Annotated in this window: 15 protein-coding genes and 1 pseudogene; 10 read left to right on the top strand and 6 right to left on the bottom strand. The window is 48.2% G+C overall.

Annotation, left to right across the window (positions count from 1 at the left end):
- Positions 1-233 precede the first annotated feature (233 nt).
- Positions 234-2,879 carry a calcium-translocating P-type ATPase, SERCA-type gene (locus tag CR164_RS05755; RefSeq protein WP_110022969.1) on the top strand — a complete coding sequence of 882 codons (2,646 nt, stop codon included), beginning with the start codon at positions 234-236 and terminating at the stop codon, positions 2,877-2,879.
- Between the two features lie 70 nt (positions 2,880-2,949).
- On the opposite strand, the gene CR164_RS05750 is transcribed toward CR164_RS05755, so the two are convergent.
- The 3 genes from CR164_RS05750 to mazG form a co-directional block, all read right to left on the bottom strand.
- On the bottom strand, positions 2,950-3,138 hold the full coding sequence (locus tag CR164_RS05750; RefSeq protein WP_110022968.1) for a hypothetical protein: 189 nt from the start codon (positions 3,136-3,138) through the stop codon (positions 2,950-2,952).
- A 109-nt stretch (positions 3,139-3,247) separates the two neighbouring features.
- Positions 3,248-4,912: a hypothetical protein gene (locus tag CR164_RS05745; protein ID WP_110022967.1), complete on the bottom strand. Its 1,665-nt coding sequence runs from the start codon at positions 4,910-4,912 to the stop codon at positions 3,248-3,250.
- Positions 4,913-5,139: 227 nt separating this feature from the next.
- Positions 5,140-5,961 carry a nucleoside triphosphate pyrophosphohydrolase gene (gene mazG / locus CR164_RS05740; protein WP_110022966.1) on the bottom strand — a complete coding sequence of 274 codons (822 nt, stop codon included), beginning with the start codon at positions 5,959-5,961 and terminating at the stop codon, positions 5,140-5,142.
- Between the two features lie 218 nt (positions 5,962-6,179).
- Between mazG and CR164_RS05735 the strand changes: the two genes are divergently transcribed.
- The 4 genes from CR164_RS05735 to CR164_RS05720 all read left to right on the top strand — a co-directional run bounded on the left by CR164_RS05735 (position 6,180) and on the right by CR164_RS05720 (position 10,390).
- Positions 6,180-6,860 (top strand): SDR family oxidoreductase, encoded by a 681-nt coding sequence (locus CR164_RS05735; protein WP_110022965.1) that lies wholly within the window; start codon positions 6,180-6,182, stop codon positions 6,858-6,860.
- A 13-nt stretch (positions 6,861-6,873) separates the two neighbouring features.
- The gene (mnmE, locus tag CR164_RS05730) at positions 6,874-8,295 is read left to right on the top strand and encodes a tRNA uridine-5-carboxymethylaminomethyl(34) synthesis GTPase MnmE (protein WP_110022964.1); all 1,422 of its coding nucleotides are present in this window, start codon (positions 6,874-6,876) and stop codon (positions 8,293-8,295) included.
- Between the two features lie 915 nt (positions 8,296-9,210).
- Positions 9,211-10,194 (top strand): hypothetical protein, encoded by a 984-nt coding sequence (locus CR164_RS05725; RefSeq protein ID WP_110022963.1) that lies wholly within the window; start codon positions 9,211-9,213, stop codon positions 10,192-10,194.
- Positions 10,178-10,390 (top strand): hypothetical protein, encoded by a 213-nt coding sequence (locus CR164_RS05720; RefSeq protein ID WP_110022962.1) that lies wholly within the window; start codon positions 10,178-10,180, stop codon positions 10,388-10,390. Before CR164_RS05725 ends, CR164_RS05720 begins: the two co-directional genes overlap by 17 nt.
- Positions 10,391-10,654: 264 nt before the next feature.
- Here the strand turns inward: CR164_RS05720 and CR164_RS05715 are convergent.
- Positions 10,655-11,094: pseudogene (locus CR164_RS05715) on the bottom strand (integrase core domain-containing protein); the annotation flags it as partial.
- A 496-nt stretch (positions 11,095-11,590) separates the two neighbouring features.
- Here CR164_RS05715 and rsgA point away from each other — a divergent pair.
- Together rsgA and CR164_RS05705 are read left to right on the top strand one after the other, a co-directional pair.
- Complete coding sequence (rsgA, locus tag CR164_RS05710) at positions 11,591-12,691, top strand: ribosome small subunit-dependent GTPase A (protein ID WP_110022961.1); 1,101 nt, start codon at positions 11,591-11,593, stop codon at positions 12,689-12,691.
- Between the two features lie 221 nt (positions 12,692-12,912).
- Entirely contained in the window at positions 12,913-13,947 is a 1,035-nt protein-coding gene (locus CR164_RS05705) for a metal-dependent hydrolase (protein WP_110022960.1), read from the top strand.
- Here the strand turns inward: CR164_RS05705 and CR164_RS05700 are convergent.
- Positions 13,944-14,807 (bottom strand): UbiA family prenyltransferase, encoded by an 864-nt coding sequence (locus CR164_RS05700; RefSeq protein ID WP_110022959.1) that lies wholly within the window; start codon positions 14,805-14,807, stop codon positions 13,944-13,946. The two genes, CR164_RS05705 and CR164_RS05700, sit on opposite strands and share 4 nt — an antisense overlap.
- Positions 14,808-15,090: 283 nt before the next feature.
- Here CR164_RS05700 and CR164_RS05695 point away from each other — a divergent pair, with 283 nt between their 5' ends.
- The 3 genes from CR164_RS05695 to CR164_RS05685 all read left to right on the top strand — a co-directional run bounded on the left by CR164_RS05695 (position 15,091) and on the right by CR164_RS05685 (position 17,318).
- Positions 15,091-16,623 (top strand): hypothetical protein, encoded by a 1,533-nt coding sequence (locus CR164_RS05695; RefSeq protein ID WP_110022958.1) that lies wholly within the window; start codon positions 15,091-15,093, stop codon positions 16,621-16,623.
- Positions 16,624-16,687: 64 nt separating this feature from the next.
- Positions 16,688-17,059 carry a holo-ACP synthase gene (gene acpS / locus CR164_RS05690; protein WP_110022957.1) on the top strand — a complete coding sequence of 124 codons (372 nt, stop codon included), beginning with the start codon at positions 16,688-16,690 and terminating at the stop codon, positions 17,057-17,059.
- 64 nt (positions 17,060-17,123) lie between these two features.
- Positions 17,124-17,318 (top strand): zinc ribbon domain-containing protein, encoded by a 195-nt coding sequence (locus CR164_RS05685; protein WP_110022956.1) that lies wholly within the window; start codon positions 17,124-17,126, stop codon positions 17,316-17,318.
- 72 nt (positions 17,319-17,390) lie between these two features.
- On the opposite strand, the gene CR164_RS05680 is transcribed toward CR164_RS05685, so the two are convergent.
- A complete protein-coding gene (locus CR164_RS05680; protein WP_110022955.1) occupies positions 17,391-17,915 on the bottom strand; it encodes a septal ring lytic transglycosylase RlpA family protein in 525 nt (174 codons plus the stop codon).
- Between the last annotated feature and the right edge of the window lie 52 nt (positions 17,916-17,967).

Here is a 17,967-nt window from a genome sequence, read left to right as displayed (position 1 = left end):
TGACCCGGGGATCCGTCTTCCAATGAAAGTCAGTATGGATGCCGCATCGAGTGCGGCATGACTCTCTGCCTGAAACATATGCATGGTGCCGATTGTCGTGGAGCTGTCCTTTGGAAAGTGCCTCGTGCTCCGATTTGTCGGGGGCTCTGACCGCTCGTTACCATGTATTGACATAACCGTTGATTTGACGGGGCGGCGTGAGTGGTGAATAGAATAGATTCCATTAAAGGGCTATGGATACATTTGCTGAAAGCGCGGAAAAGATTTTCGATAAGCTGCAAGTAACGCCTGATGGATTGACGTCGGAAGAAGCCGCCCGAAGGTTGAAGCGATATGGAGAGAACCGGCTCAGAGAAGAAGAAAAGATCTCTGTTTGGGCGATTTTCCTCCAGCAGTTTCAAAGTGTTCTTGTCTGGCTGCTGATTTTTGCAATTCTTGTTTCCCTTTTACTCGGTGACGTTCTCGAAAGCGTGGTCATCGGGTTTATTCTGGTCGCCAACAGCGCCATCGGTTTTTTACAGGAGTTCCGGGCGGAAAAAGCTCTTGAAGCTCTTAAAAGAATTTCGGGTTTGAAGGCCAAGGTAATGCGTGACGGACATGTCGTCAAGCTCGAAACACGCCTGCTGGTTCCCGGAGATATTATTCTGCTTGAAACAGGTGACCGTATTCCAGCAGACGCCCGCCTGCTGGAGCTTATGAATCTGGAGTCCCAGGAGTCGATGCTTACCGGCGAGTCCACGCCGGTATCGAAAACAACCGAAGCGGTTCCGCCTGAAGCTCCGCTTGCGGAGCGTTTCAACATGGTTTATTCGGGGACGATGGTCGCAAAAGGACGTGCCACGGCGCTTGTTACCGGAACCGGAATGGAAACTGAACTTGGCAGGATTGCCGAGCTTCTTTCCGAGGAAAAGGATGGTCGCGGCAGCCCGCTGCAGAGAAAAATCAACCGCTTTTCCCGCCGCCTTGCTCTTATCGTCATCGTTGCCGCGGTGCTGATGTTTCTGCTCACCTGGATGTCGGGCGAGGATTTACTTGAAACATTCAAAACCGCGCTCAGCCTCGCTGTTGCCGCGATTCCCGAAGGTCTTCCTGCCGTAGTGGCACTTACGCTTGCCAAGGGAGTGCAACGCATGGTGAAAAAGAATGCGATTGTACGTCACCTTCCGGCGATTGAAACGCTGGGTTCTTCGTCGGTTATCTGCTCGGATAAAACAGGGACCATGACGGTCAACCGCATGAGCGTCAGGAAAATCTATACCGATGGGTCTGAAATCGAAGTGGGGGAGAAGAAATCGACGGAAACATCCGGCAGGAAAGACCTGGAACTGCTTTTCAGGATAGGTGCTCTCTGTAACGATGCCCGGCCTGATCCTGACGGCGGAATTTTCGGTGATCCGACGGAAGCGGCTCTCTTGCTTTCGGCAAAACAGCACGGTCTGGATTCTCTTGAACTCCAGGGGAGATATCCTCGCGTTGACGAGATAGGTTTCGACTCGGAGCGCAAGATGATGTCCACCCTGCATGATGTTTCAGGCGCAGGGATGGTGATGTATACGAAGGGTGCTCCGGATGTGCTGTTAAAGCAGTGTACGCATGTGATGATGAACAATGTGGAAGTGCCTCTCGATGATGCGCTTTACCGGGATATTCTGCAGAAAAACGAAGCTTTTGCGCAAAACGCCTTGCGAGTGCTTGGTTTCGCATGGAAAGAAGTGCGCAGTGGCGATGATTTTACCGAAGATAATCTGGTGTTTGCCGGGCTCCAGGCGATGAACGATCCTCCGAGACCGGAGGTGATCGATGCGGTTGCTCGATGCCGCAGTGCGGGAATCAAGGTTGTGATGATTACCGGAGACCAGAAGCTGACGGCAGAGGCTATAGGCCAGGAACTGGGCATAACCGGGCAGGCAATGACAGGTGCGGATCTCGAGGAAATTGGCGATATCGGTGAGGTTGTCGAGGAGGTGTCGATTTTTGCACGGGTAAGCCCGGAACAGAAAATCAATATCGTCGAGGCATTGCAGAAAAAAGACCATGTTGTCGCCATGACCGGTGACGGTGTCAATGATGCCCCTGCCCTCAAGCAGGCCGATATAGGGGTTGCGATGGGGCGGGGCGGGACAGATGTTGCGCGAGAAGCATCGACAATGGTGCTGACCGACGATAATTTTGCATCGATTGTCAAAGCCGTCGAGGAGGGGCGGGCGGTTTTTGATAATCTCAGAAAGTTCGTCTTCTCTCTTCTTGCAGGCAACATAAGCGAGGTGATGATCATAATTCTTGCTGTTCTTGTGGGGCTCAAGCTTCCCCTCGTGGCAATCCAGATACTCTGGATCAACCTCGTAACCGATGGATTACCTGCGCTTGCTCTCGGATTTGAGCCGAAAGCCCCGAATATTATGAAGCGCCCTCCTGTTGCCAGATTTTCATTTATTGTCGACAGGCTGATGATCGTCCGGCTTGTGGTGGTGTGTTTTGTCATTACGGCCGGTTGTCTGGGGCTGTACATCAATGCGCTCTATTCTTCGGGCTGGAGCTGGGGTGACGCTCTCGATAGCGCCAGCCCGGACTATCTCTATGCCTCGACCATGGCGTTTACTTCGCTGGTCATCCTTGAAATGGTCAACGCTTTTCATGCCAAATCCGAAACAGAAAACATTTTCACCCTCAAGGCTTTTTCCAATCCCTGGCTGACAGGAGCGGTTGCTTTTTCCTTAGTTCTGCATCTCGTGGTTCTTTATTCGCCCCTGAATCACGTTTTTCACTCGGTACCGCTGGGAATTGCTGACTGGGGGATAATTCTGGGGGCGAGCGCAGTGCTGATTCTTGCCGATATTGTCTTCAAATCAGTAGTCAAACAACGCAACGCTACCCTATGAAGGGTAAGGCCTCCCTTTTGAGATCGTTTCAGCTGTGAAGACAACGAAGCATAAAAGTGCCGAACACGAATCAAAGGTCTAAACGATTCTCGAGGAAATCCTCCGATGCAGCGGCGCTGATATCCTTACGCCCCAACTCGTAATCATCGGTTTTCTTGCGCAGAATGATGGTTCCCTGGTTATCGACGGCATAATAATAGACGGTTTCATCGTCTATCTGAAGCTCCTTTCTTATTTCCGAGAATTTTGCTGATCGCATTGGTGTGCTCCTTGGTGCATGGTTTTGCTTGTATCCGGGCTCGGTAATGGACAGTGTCTTCCTGTAAATGTAGGGAGTATTTGCTGGAATAAGAAAGCTGTCTCGCGTATTATTGTTTAACGAGAATCTGCTCATTCCTGCCGGGATATACCTGCAGCAGTACGCCTTTCTTCATCATCGCATTCCATTGGGGCATCAGCATGCCTTTGCCGTTGTTGCACTGCACGTTGTTCGGCTTGAGCAGTACCGGAATACGGATGGTCTGTCCCGGTTTGATGGGTGGAATGTTGATGTAATAGTCCTTTGGCTGGAAAGGAAAGTAAAAGGCCTCTTTTTGCTGATGGATCAGGCAACTGATCGCATCGGTAGCTTGTGCTGTCGGGTTGGAAACCTCCAGGAGCAGCATTGCGTCGTGATACTGGTATTTCGGGTTCAGCCTGAGCCATTGGCTGCCATCAGTGCCTGTATCTGCGGTTTTTCTGACTTCCGATTCCAGATAGTCGATCGCTTTCGAGACGTCGTCCTCTGATAAATAAGGTGAGACCTCTGCAGCGACCTGGGCGATCAGGTACTCTTTGCCGAGGCTCATCATGGCATCGAAGTTGGGGAGCGTTGGCGGCATACCCATGACCGTCATGCCGTAATTCAAACCGAGGCTGAAAGCATCCTGGCAGGTTTGGCCGCACCCGACTGTATTCTTGGCCAGTGAAATCGCGAGGTCCAGAGCTTTTTGTTTCAAGCCGTTATATGCGTCGGCAACCCGGTTGATGCAGTCCTGAACAAAACCGGCAAGATTGCCTATAGCGCCGGTTATCGCTTCCCAGCCGCTTTTTGAGCCGTCATCACGCGGGATAAAGATTTCATCGTCTTTGCTGTAGCCCAACATCGGCATGTCTCTGGTGACGATAAACTGACGGTCCCAGTCGGACTGGTTGGGTTGAAAGTGATCGTAGCTGACGATGCGAATATCGGGAGCATGAGCTGCAGGCTGTTCCAGATTGGGGTTAGGGTCGCCATACCATATGAATTGCGAGGTTCCCCGAGTCGAGAGGTGCATAACTGCAGCCTGGGAAGGGGTGGCTGTCAGGTTGTTGTTGCTGTCGAGTGTGATGATACGGACGTAGAGTGAATATGCGCGCGGTATGTCTCCTGAACGTTTGGGCCGAGGCTGGTCGGTTGATTGCTGTAGCGTCAAAGGCTGCTTTTGGGTAAGCCCAGGCTTTTGCTGAACCGGAGAGAGTTTTTCTGTCGCTGGCGTTCCTCCACCGGACAAGGACGATGAAAGGTCGATCGTGAAAAAAGGCTGTTGTCCTTTGCCGGACCACTGTTCCACAGTGCCGGTTTTCAAGAGCCCTGGAGGCGACTGCCAGTTGCTGTTTCCAGAAGGAAAGGGAAACATCGAAACCTGGTAAATGGCCTTGGCAAACCCGGTCTGTTCGGTCGACCACGATACCCACCATTTTTCAAGCAGCGCTTCTGCCGAAGCATTTCCTATGTGAACACTGGCTTCCTGCAGGCACTGAAAGTGCTCCTTGCCGAATTCACCCCTTCCATCCCACAGGCAAACCGTGGTTGAGGATTTCGGGAGCAGACTGCCGGAAGGTCTCGATCGTTCAGCCTCTTGTAAAACAGTGTTTTTTTTGAGCTTGAGCTTCGACTGAAATGAGCCTGTCTGTGCAAGGGCGTTCTGCTGCAGAGTGAAAAGCAACAGCAAAACTGTGAACAACAGGGTGAGAGAGGGGAACGCCGTGTTTTGTAAGACCGGATGTTTCATACGAAAACGGGTTGGTCGAGTTATCGGTCTCGAAGGTATCGAACCTTCCTGTTCCAATTCATTGTAAGTACAATAATATAAATCATTTCTCCCGTTTCCGGCAGCTATAGCGTTCCTGTTTCACTGTCAATTCTGTTCGACGGCTGCCTTCGGGAAACAGGGATTATCTGGACAAGAGAAGTTCTCGGCATAAAGGCTTGGGATCATATCGAAATGATGAATCTTTTTTACTGCTCTCTTTTCACCTTCTCCCACAATGTATCCAACTCTTCCGAGGTGTGCTCCTGCCAGCTTCTTCCCGATTGGTTGACCAGTTCTTCGATGGCCATGAAGCGTTTCATGAACTTGTTTGTCGATTTGCGCAGCGAGTCTTCGGGATTAACTCCGATAAAGCGGCTGTAGTTGACGATGGTGAAGAGAATATCTCCGAACTCCTCCTCTTTTTCTTCTTTGCTTCGGGCATTTCTCAATTCTTCGATCTCTTCGAGGAGTTTGTCGAGCACGTTTTCGTCGCTGCTCCAGTCGAAGCCGACACCGGCTACTTTTTTCTGCACCCGGTAAGCCCGGAGCAGTTCGGACATTGCCTTTGGAACACCGTCGAGAAGGCTTCTGCGCCCTTTTTCTTTCAGTTTGAGAGATTCCCAGTTTTTCAGTACCTCCTGCTCATTGTCGGCGACGGTCTCTCCGAAAACATGGGGATGGCGGTTGATGAGCTTGTCGCAAAGAGCGTCGAACACTTCGGAAAAGGTGAACTTGCCGGATTCTTCCGCCATCAGTACCTGAAAGGTGACGTGGAGGAACAGGTCCCCAAGTTCTTTCTGCAGTTCCCGGTCGTCGTTTTCATCGATGGCATGGATCAGTTCGTAGCTTTCTTCAAGCAGAAGATGTGACAAAGATTCCGGGGTTTGTTTGCGGTCCCATGGGCATTCGGAACGGAGCACTTTTACCAGATTGATGACCCGATCGAACTTTTCCTGCAGGGTACTGCCTTTTTCATTGAGGACCTCGTTTCTGAGATGTGTTATATCCCGCTCTTGAGATGGTTCCATGGTGATGATCCAAAAGTGTTATTCGTATGCTCGAGGAGGCTCGGTGTCGTGGCAAAGTTACCATTTTATCGATGATTTTCAGTACTTTTGAGCAGGCGGTTTCTATCAATTTACTCCGTTCCCCGGTTACAGTTCGCTCTGTGAATGAATGGTAGAGCTGCTCATTACAAATCATAGGTGTTTTGTAAAAAAGCATTTCTCTGAAAAACAATGATGTCATGGATCTGAAAGGTAAGGTTGCAGTGGTGACGGGTTCGAGTTCGGGAATCGGTTTCGATCTTTGCGGGCTGCTCACTCAAAAGGGTTGTGTTGTGTACGGTTTCAGCCGCCGCAGGACAATAGTGGATAATAAAGATTTTACCTGGCTGCGGACCGATGTGACACGACAGGAGGATATCGATCGTTCATTCGACACCATCTTCAGCCGCCATGATCGGGTTGATCTGCTGGTGAACAATGCGGGTTTCGGGGTGTTCGGGGATGTTGAAACCATCTTGCCGGAAACGTGGGTTAGACTCATTGCAACCAATCTTACGGCAACCTTTCTCTGTACGCGAAGGGTGGTGCCGGGTATGAAAGCTGTTCAGGGTGGCACGATCGTAAACGTTTCGTCTATTGCCGGGAAAAAAGGGTTCAGGGGTGGCTCTGCATATTGTGCATCGAAATTCGGCATCAACGGTTTTTCACAAGCAGTGATGGAGGAACTGCGCGACTACGGCATCCGGGTCTGCTCGGTGAATCCGGGTTTGACCGACACGGAGTTTTACAGGGGTGACGGGGTCGATCCGGAACAGCTGATGAAATCTCAGGAACTTGCCGCGCTCATTGTTTCCCTGATCGAGCTTCCCGATGCGATGCTGCCGGATGAAATACAGGTAAGGCCGATTAAACTGGATTGATATAATTATCGTTATGAGTGAACCATTGTCTCTCGTCGTTCAGAGTGAGCCGATTGCCGCCATAGCAACACCGGTGGGGGTTGGTGCGCTTGCTGTGGTGAGAATGAGCGGTGAGGGAGTTTTTTCTATTGCCGACAAGGTTTTTTCCAAAGTCCGTTCGCCCGAAACGTCACTGGCCGACTCACCAGGGTATACCGCTCACTTCGGAAAGTTGCATGACGGGGATCGGATGATCGATGAAGTTATCGTACTGGTGTTCCGGTCACCCGATTCGTTCACGGTCGAGGATATGGTTGAAATCACCTGTCATGGCGGGCCGGTGGTGACACAGCAGGTATTGAAGCTTCTGCTCGATAGCGGCTGCAGGCTTGCAGAGCCGGGCGAATTTACCCGCCGTGCGTTTCTGAACGGAAGGATCGATCTTCTGCAGGCCGAAGCGATCGGAGAAATGATCCACGCCCGTTCGGAGTCAGCCTATCGAACCGCGGTCAACCAGATGAAGGGAGGGCTTTCCGGGAAACTCGGTGCCTTGCGGGAACAACTGCTGCAATCCTGTGCTTTGCTGGAACTCGAGCTCGATTTCAGTGAAGAGGACGTTGAATTCCAGAGCCGCGAGGAGCTGTCAGGACAGATCGAGATGCTACAGCGTGAAGTCGAGCAACTCGTTGACTCCTATCAGCATGGCAGATTGCTGAGCGAAGGTGTGGCAACCGCCATCATCGGCAAACCCAACGCCGGCAAATCGACGTTGCTTAACGTCTTGCTTGGTGAAGAACGGGCGATCGTCAGCCATATGCCGGGTACCACAAGGGACTATATCGAAGAGTTTTTCATTTACGATAAAACCATGTTCCGGCTTACCGATACGGCAGGGCTTCGCGATGCAGAAGAGGAAATCGAGCATGAAGGTATCCGGCGCAGTTACGAAAAAATCGCCGAGGCCGACCTGATCCTCTACCTGATGGATATCGGTTCTTCAGATTATGAGCAGGAGGTACCGGCTATTGCCGAGCTTCGGGAGAAGCACCCTGACGGAAAGCTCCTGATCATAGCGAACAAGACGGACACCACTGAAGACAGCATGAAGCGGATGGAAATTGTTTCGGAAAAGACAGGATGCAAGGTGCTTGGTATTTCTGCTCTGAAACAGGACGGCCTCGATGTTCTGAAAGCCGAGATGAACATGATGGTCGAAGGTTTGGACAAGCTGCACGACGCGAGCGTGCTCGTCACCAGCATGCGTCACTACGAAGCCCTGCGCAATGCTGCCGATGCCCTGCAAAACGCTCATGAACTGATCGAAGCACGATCGGAAACCGAGCTCATAGCTTTCGAACTCCGCTCAGCCCTCGATTACGTCGGCGAGATCACCGGGAAAGTGGTCAACGAGGAAGTCCTCAATGTCATCTTCGGCCAATTCTGTATCGGGAAATAGATGTTTTACAAATGGTAGTTTCAGTGTTTCCCTTCTGGCGGTTACATGATATTGTGTTAACGGAAGAACGTCCCTCTTTACTCTTTGCCTCTTTACTCTTTACCTTTACCAGGTTGCGGTTTTCAAGAAAAATCATGGTGATTAGTTGAGGCGATTCCGTTTGGAGGTTGAAAAAGAATTTACCCACTTAGCTGACTTCGAAGACGATTAGCTTCGCGGCGAGGCATCAAAGAACCTTTCCGATCGCATTGAGGAAGACGCCAGTGAGATAGAGTCCAAGCTTCAGGAGGCAGGTTTTGGTGAAGTCTCAAGAATCAATTGGCTTGCTGTGCTAGGCAATATTCCTGTTTTCAGCATAGTTCCTAACATCTTGCCGTTAGTGAGTAACTTGTTTATTAAACACAAAATAGCCGATGTCGGACCTTTTGCTTACGCGGGGTACGCGAAGACCCGGCTATTGAAACGCTAGTACAGGCTAAAAAGGCATGCGCCCGACGGGGCTCCGTGTCGCAGCTGATGCGTAAAGTTGGCCGAGAAAGGCTTGGGAATATTGCCAAGGAATAATGACCTGAGTCCGAAAAACTAAACCACTTGGTTGTAGAAAAAATGGTTAAAGTCAGAGTGGTGTTCTTGATGCATTTTGCTACTAATTTGAATTTAATAGCTCTTGGTAAAGATTCTAAGTGTTTATATAAAAAGGGGATATATGATTATTGCTATATTCTGCATTGTGTGACGTTTTGACAGTATTTTTTTATGATAAAAAGCAATAATAAAGTATCTTTTCATGAGGGAATTATGTTAAAGCGTAGGCTATAGCGCATTTTTTTTGTGCTATTAAGCCTAAACCGTCGTTTTTTTTGACTTAGCCCCGAGCCATCAAACCTTTTTGTCCTCAACTAATAAGAGCTAAGGATGAGTGATAAAGCTCAATCTGCATCACATGACGTAATAAAAATATCAAGAGTAAATGATATTTGGAGGATCTTTAGCGCCATAGCGACTCCTTTGTTGATTTTTTATTCTCTGAGTCGAGTTTTCAATTTTTCAGATGATCTTTTCGAATCACTTTTAACTTTTACAGTTTGTTTTAGTTTTGTTCTTCTTTTAGTTTTTATCATTGTGCGAGAGGTAATCTTCGCAAGAAAGGAAAAATATGCGAACATTACTGGAAAATTACACTTTTGCTTTCATCTTATAAGAGACATTGAATCATTTCTTAATGAGCTAGACCCAAGTGCTTTAAGCGAGAAAGACGGAGAGCGTGTCTTTACTGGAGCGACTAATGGGCTCATTACTGTCCTTGATTGCGTAGCAACAATTTTCTCTATGCTAACAGGGACTCGATGTAGGGCGACCATAAAAGCGATATATGAGAAAGATAAAAAGCTTTATGTGCGCACTCTTGCTAGGGATACGGATTCATACGAGCACAATTCAGAAAAGGATAAAGAGCGCTCAGATAAGAACCAGGATGCTATTGAAGAGAATGAGGATTTTGAATTGCTTTATAGTGAAAAGCAACCGGGTCAAAATTATTTTTTTTGTAATGACTTGATGCAACGTAGGAATTATAAGACAAGTAGCTTTAAGGTTTATGGAGAGCCTAAAGAGGAAATGGGTTTTTATGAGCGTATTACCGGTAAGGGCTGGACTTTGCCATACAGGAGTGCTATAGTATGGCCGATACAACAAAGAAAAAATAGGCATTTTGATTTTGATGAGGTTGGTTGTATTGGTTTTTTAGCAGTCGATAGTGAATCTAGAGGAGTGTTTAAGAAAAGCTGGGATACATGGCTTGGGGCTGGAGTAGCTGATGCGCTTTTTCATCCTCTAAATACAATGTTCAAAGTTGTCGAAAACAAAAACGAGGAGAATGCGAATGAAACAGCTGAATAAAACTATTAATCCGGAAGAGCGGTCTGCTGGATATTCATATGAATTTTCAGTTGTTCCGGGAGGTAGTAGTAGAACTATAAAGGTCGTTGTGACGGAAGGTGAATTAAAAGGTAAGTCAGCACTAGTAATAAAAATGCCGGATAAATTTTCAGGTTTTTTTCCTAAAATCGATAGATCATTTTTTTCGAAAGAATAAACGTCAAAACACGAAATTTCTGTAGTCTTAAAATATTTTCTTCCAATAGCTTTGAAAAAGCATGTTCTAGATAACCTGATAGATCTCTGTTGCGGAGTTTCTTGACTTATCGCTATTGCTTTTATAAAAGGCCTTTTCTGTTCCCCTAAGCTCCCGGCATCTTTGCATTCATTTTTACTCGATACTTGAGTGGTCGTCAAATCTTAGGCACAACGTGTAGGATTCTTTGGCGTAGATTTCCCTAATTGGACGTGCCCCCGGTCACTAGACCACTTCCTTTTGGCAAAATTCTGTTTGCTGAACCAGAAATTCTTCCGGTGTCAGCGTTCCCAATGAACTGTGCGGACGGATAGAATTGTAATCCTCCTGCCACTCTCCGATAACCTTTCGAGCATGTTCCAAGCTCATAAACCAGTTCACATTCAGGCATTCATCTCGTAGCCTGCCGTTGAAACTTTCGATGTAGCGATTGTCAATCGGTTTACCCGGACGATTGAATACCAGTTTCACTCCATGACGATGAGCCCATGCATCAAACGCTTTACCGATAAATTCAGGGCCATTGTCAACCGTGATCATTTCTGGCATGCCCCTTTGAGCCAGGCAATCCTTTCCAGTACGCTACATACTCGTTGACCGTTGATTGATGTATCGTACTTCATAACCGAGATAATCTCTCTGCTGTAGCTATCCAGCACGTTGAGTTAAGATAGGGGATGTTGTTTATTCGGTTTAAAGGTATGGATTGTAATGCATGATTAACGTTTGATAATAGAAATAGTTACAAGCACTTCTCTCCTCCGGGATAACCGCGATCTTGGACGGAAATCAGCATTTTTCCATTAGGATTTATTTTGTCTTCTTGTCTATACTGATCAATGGTAAAATCGGTAAAGCTCGGATTCTTTTTTCCAATTCCACAACATGGACTCGATTACACAAGCGGCTCGATTGGGTATTCTGCTTTGCATATATGCACATGTTTTGCTTACTTCATCGAAAGTGCATCGTCGATAGAAGTCGAGATTATGCAGTCGCTCGCGATTGTGTCGATAAGAGAGCCTCAATCGAAAATAAGGCGTTTTCGAGCTGTAGCGAAATTCTGTGGCTGGCATATGCATTGATCGACTCGGAATGATTTTTGGATTCAAGAACGGTCTGCTATCTTCAGTGACAAAGACAGATGAGATTATAATGGTAATGTTGGATAGTAACCCTCCCAGTCAATCAGGCGGTATTCGGGATCTCGGCTTAGACGAGTTATCGCCGGCCCCGATAGAGTCGGCGGCAGCGTTTTCTTTAGCGCGCGTCGTCGCGGTTCATAAAGACCGTTTCGTCATTTCAAATGGGCGTATAGACGTGTTTGCCGAGTTGACGGGCAGGTTTCATTATGGAGCGGAATCCGCAGTAGACCTGCCGACGGTAGGGGATTGGGTTCGTGCAGACTTCTTCGATGATGACACCCACGCTGTTATTCATGAACTCATCCCACGGAAAAGTCTCTTGAGACGTAAAAGTGCCGGCAAGAACACCGATTATCAGTTGATCGGTGCAAACATCGATGTGGCCTTTGTCCTTCAGTCTCTCGACGACAACTTTAATCCGCGGCGCCTCGAGCGATATCTGGTGATGATTCACGAGAGCGGGATCGTACCCGTTGTGCTGTTCAGCAAATCTGATCTTTTTTCTCCCGAAGAAGTGGAACAGAAGCTGGCAAGTATCAGCGATTTGGTAGTAGGTCTCGATGTGATTGCGTTCAGCAGCGAAAACGGCGCACATGTAGAACAAATCGAGACATTGATGAAGCCTCGCAAGACCTATTGTCTGGTGGGTTCCTCAGGAGTTGGCAAATCGACCTTGCTCAATCGGCTTTTAGGGCGTAATGAGGCCGCGACGCAGCCTGTTCGGGAAAAAGACAGTAGAGGCAGACACACAACCACGCATCGCGAGTTGATGCGGTTACCCTCAGGCGCTCTTGTTATCGATACTCCCGGTATGCGCGAATTAGGCAATCTCTTTATCGATACTGGAATCGGTGAGACGTTCTCCGAAATTGCGGAACTCGAGCGTCAATGCAAGTTCAACGACTGCTCTCATACCAACGAAAAAGGCTGTGCAATCCGGGCGGCGATTGAACGTGGAGAACTTTCCGAGCAGCGCTACGAAAACTACGTTGCCATGCAGCGCGAAGCAGCCTATAACGAGATGTCATACTACGAGAAACGCCAGAAAGACCGTGCGTTCGGAAAAATGGTCAAGTCGGTGAAAAAACAGAAAAAGGGGAGTAAAGGTCATTATTAGAATAAAATAGGGGGTGTTGTTTATTAGGTTTAAAGGTATGGATTATAATACATGATTAACGTTCTATAATAGAAATAGTTACAAGCACTTCTCTCCTCCGGGGTAACCGCGATCTTAGACGGATATCAACATTTTTCCATTAGGATTTATTTTGTCTTCTTGTCTATACTGATCAATGGTAAAATCGGTAAAGCTCGGATTCTTTTTTCCAATTCCACAACATGGATTCAATTACGCAAGCGGCTCTTGGTGCAGCGGTTGCTCATGCCGCGTGGCATAAGCCGTTAGGTCGAAAAGCTTTTCTTTGGGGGGCTTTTTTCGGTACGCTGCCTGATCTGGATGTTGTTTTCTTTCCCCTCCTCGACGATGTTCAGCAGCTTTACTGGCACCGGGGCGAGTCCCATTCGATCTTTTTTGTTCTGATTGGCGGCGCATTGCTCGGCGCACTGTTGTGGAGTGCCAGATGGAAAACAAAGATCTCTCCTCAACGGGCCATGGCGGGAATGGTACTGATACTGGCAACCCATGTGCTGATAGACTATTTCAATATTTACGGCACCCAGTTCCTTGCGCCGTTTTCACGATTTGGTTTCAGCCTCGGCAACTTATTTATCATTGATCCGCTTTACACCGGACCACTGTTGCTGGGTATTATAGCGGCAGCATTTTCCAGATCCGGGCATAGATACAGATTCACATGGGCGGGACTGGCAGTAAGCTCTGCATACGTTCTCTTTTCGCTTGTCTCCCATGCATACGCGGATTCGGTGTTCAGCCGTCAGCTGGAGGCAAAACAGATCGGGGTGAAAGCTTCTTACACAGGCGCCACTCCGATGAACACGCTCTTATGGCGGCATGTAGCGCTCACCGATTCCGGGATTCTGATAGGTTACTTCTCTGTTGTCGCAGATTCTGGGGAGGAAGAGATCGAGTTTGTGACCGTGCAGAGGAATGAAGCACTTGTTGCCCCTTATCGGGGTCAACGCAATGTTGAAGCGGTGGATTGGTTTTCAAATGGTTTTTGGGTGGCCGAAGAGATTGATGGTGTTATAACTATGGCCGATCTCAGGTTCGGGGAACTGAGAACCGATCCAAACGACCCTCCTGAAAAGTGGCAGTACATTTTTGCCTGGGAGATATCGGATGATCCCGATTCATTGCTGCAGCGATCAGTCAGCCTTAAAGAAAGCCGTAAGGCGATTGATACGTTATGGGCCAGGTTGACCGGGGATACTCGCGAGAGGAGTCAGTTTTAAAAGGATGCTATCAAAGCGAAAGAAAGGAAAAGAATCGTGGCCAGGAGGATGGTCAGGTCGCTGATTTTTCGCATGAACGCTTCCTGTCTCTCCTTATACATGCTCGCGATAACGATTACTGCTGCATTGTTTGCCAGCAAAAAATAGGTGACGTTCGGAAGAATGTTGGTGAAAGTGAAATAAAAAATGAGCGTTCCTGAGATCAGGCTGGCGATGATGAGGAGCTGTTTCGTTTGCGGAAAAGATAAGGTGTTTGCGATTGTTTTGATGCCGCTGAGCAGGTCGCCCCGGTGGTCGCGCATGTCCCACATTACCTCGATAAAGAAAGCGCACACAAACACATAGCCCCAGCATATCCACGCCATAAGTGAAAGTGGCCGACCTTCGAAAAGCAAGGGGAGAAAGACAAGGGCGGTTGCCCAATCGAGCGGAGGGGTGAGGTTTTTTACGATATAGATGTCTTTCAGCCGACGGGCACCGTTCAAATGCTTGGAAAGAAAGGGTGGAAAACACTTGTGGTTGTAGAGATACCCGATGAAGATAACGAGCGCCGTTGCCCAGAAGGCCGGCTGTCCGAATTGAAACGCTATAACAAGGCAAATGACGGAGAGTGGGTAGAAGGTCATATACGTGATGAGCTTCCGGTTTTCGAGGGCGTTCTTCAGCCCTTCAGGATCGTTCGCTGCATCTTCGGCTTCATCGGTGAGCCGGTTGTCCTGGTATATTGAAAAGGTCAGGAGGAAGACGCATAAAAGGGTCCATACGTTAACCTGGATGTCGAAATAAATCGACCAGCTCGCGGCACCCAGTGCAGAAAGTAGCGAGAGGTGAAGTTTATTTCTGAAAAAGTAGTGGGACACGATGCGCTGTTGCTTTCCGGATTACAGGTGGCATTCCGCATATCATTGATTCTATGGCAAAATAAGAACTTATTTGCAGAAGTTTCTTTTTCTTTCCCGACCAACAATCAAAGCGTTGGTCCTGCTTACTTTTGCTGTCTTTTAACTGCACAGAGTAAAAGTCAATTTTTGCTCTGGTAAATGTTTTTTGTTGGTTTTTTTGTGTTACGCGAAAAATAAACGTAAATATTGGTAGCCTGCTTTATTTCATTGTTTTGTTAACCACAAGGATAAATTCTTTAGTATGAATAGGCCTGTGGGATTTTCGGTATTGCTGTTTCTTGCAGTTTTTTTACTGGTAGTATCTTCTGTCAAACCTGCGTTCTCTTCTGACAGTTCAACGGTTCCGAACGGTTATCTCAATGCCGTATATGAAGAATGGGAGATTTCGGATGATGAGACTATGGGGGTTGTCGGGCTGGGCGTACACCATAATTTCAGTGACTGTTTTTCTTTAGGCGTGGGGTCATGGATGGCCGTCAAAGGGGAGCGCGGCGGATTTATTACTCTCGGTGTCGACGGTAACCTTTGCTTGCCCATTACTGAAAGAATTGCTTTTGAGTCAGGCGTGTTTATCGGAGCAGGTGGGGGACGAGGCGGCTATACTCTGAGTGGTGGCGGTCTCATGTTGCGTCCTCATGCCCAGTTGACCTATGACACCGGTTCGTTCGGCAAGTTATCGGCCGGAGTAAGTTATGTCAGGTTTCCCAATGGTGGATCTATTGAATCGACCCAGCCGTATATCAGCTTTTCCTTGCCGTTTTATGCCTACATGGAAAACGGATGGACGGATGGCCATTCGGAATCGACGGCGCAGAAAAGGGAACGTGGTTCAAGGTCGAACTCTCTTGCTGCTGTTGTCAGGGATTTGCATGCAGCATCGGGTGCAGAAACGGTGAATGGTGCAGCTCAGAGAGATTTTACCTTGCTCGGAATCGAGTGGCGATCGTATTTTAATGATAGCTGGTATGCTAAACTGGAAACCGAGGGTGCCGCAGGGGGAAACAGCAGGGGGTATATGCAAATTCTTGTCGGAGGCGGTGCGCAGGTACCTGTTGCCGGTAATCTCTTTGTTAACGCCGATGCCTCCGTAGGAGGTGGCGGTGGCGGGAATGTCGATACCGGCGGAGGCCTTCTGCTCGATGCTTCTGCGGGCATCGGGTACTATCTGGCATCTGGTCTTTTTGCCGGTCTTTCCGGGGCATATATCACCGCTCCTGACGGGACATTCGAGGCGACCAGCCTTGCCCTGAAGCTTGGGTATCGATCCGGTGGTTCCCCAGCGAACAATGACAATGGTATCAGTAGGTTTTCTGAAAAGCCTTCGAATATGAGGCTTCGCCTTGTCCATCAAATATATTACAAGGCATCGGATCTCTGGCGAACGCATCAGGCTGATATGAATGTCGAAAATATCGGGATTCAGATCGATGGTTTTCTCGACCGGAACTGGTATTTGACCGGTCAGGGGCTTGCCGCTTATGGCGGTGATGCCGGAGCATATATGACCGGGCTGCTTGGTTTAGGGGTGAGGAAAAACATTGTCGGCAAGGCATTTGTCAATGCGGAGGGGCTTGTTGGTGCTGCCGGTGGTGGCGGGCTTGCAACCGGAGGTGGGCTGGTCTGGCAGGGTAATGTCGGACTTGGCTACGATCTGCACCCCTCGTTATCTGCTCTGGCAACAGTGGGACGGATCGATGCTTTCGACGGAGATTTCAAGGCCGATGTTTTTGGGCTTTCACTTGCATATAACTTCAACAGCTTTTTATTGCATTAGAGGGAAATAGGTTCGGAGGGTTGTATTTTTCTTTATAAATCCTGATTTATTCAATAAAGGAGCAATGGGAGTGCATCGAGAGGTTGGGGTTGATATTGTCGATATCAGGCGGATCAGGCTGTCGTATGAGCGTTACGGTGACAAGTTTCTTCAAAGAGTACTGACGGAAAGCGAGATCGACTACTGCAGGAAAAAGAAAGATATGATGTCGAGTGTTGCGGCGCGATTTGCAGCGAAGGAGGCTGTGTCGAAAGCGATCGGGAGCGGTATGTCGAGAGGGTTTTCATGGAAAAGCGTTGAGGTTGTCAACGATAAGCATGGTAAACCGTCGTTCAGGGTGCTCGATAAAACGCTTGGTATCGCAGGTGAAAAAATCAGACTATCACTGTCACACAACGGTGATTATGCTGTTGCATTTGTTTTACTCGATCTATGATATACATACCCTGTTTGAGAAAGGGCTTTTGACGCTTTTACGGTAAACAGTGAAGGAGATCGTTATGGAATGTATGAAGACCGTGACTATCCAGTGTCCTTATTGCGGTGCCTTGAACGATGAACTTATCGACTGTTCGATCGAACCCCCTGAAGAATTTGTCGAAGATTGCGAAGTGTGCTGCAGTCCTATGCTTATCAGGGTCTTGTTGGTAGACGGTGCAGCTCCTGTTGTTGAGGTTCATCGCGAGAATGAATAAAGCGAATGACAGAAATAAAAAAACTCCCGTGGCAGCACGGGAGTGAACAACGTATTGCTGTTTTGCAATGGTTTATGAGGTTTTCGAATTGCCTTCATAAACTTCGATGCGTACATTCGTCACACCTTTTTGCAGCAAGTCGATCTCCTTTGCGGCCTCGAGTGAGAGGTCAATGATTCTTCCTTTGATGTACGGCCCACGGTCATTGATCCTTACCAGAACTTTTTTGCCGTTGGAAAGATTGGTGACGCGTACCATTGAGCCGAATGGCAGCGATTTGTGGGCTGCGGTCAATTCATGCATGTTAAAGCGCTCGCCATTGGCTGTAAGGCGCCCATGGAACCTATCGGCATAATATGATGCTTTGCCTTCTGTGACCATGAACAGTTTGCCGAGTTCTTTTGCTGCATCAGGTGCGGCAAGCGAATCATGCTTTAGCTGCAGCGGATTGTCAAGGTCGCTTGGGGCCGAAACAGCAGAAATGCCGGTTTGTATGGAGGTATAATTTGCACTTGTCTGGCAGCCGGTTAGCTGAATAAGAAGAAAAAAAGCTATAAACGTATGAAAGGCGAATGTAATTCGTCTGCTATCAACCATATTGTTTCTGTTTGGTTAGGTCTGTTCCTGCTATGTTTTGTTTCATTTATCG

This window comes from Prosthecochloris marina, from assembly GCF_003182595.1.
GTDB classification, from domain to species: Bacteria; Bacteroidota; Chlorobiia; order Chlorobiales; family Chlorobiaceae; genus Prosthecochloris; species Prosthecochloris marina.
The sequence above is the reverse complement of the archived record's forward strand: the minus strand, read 5'-3'. Positions and strand labels throughout refer to the sequence as shown.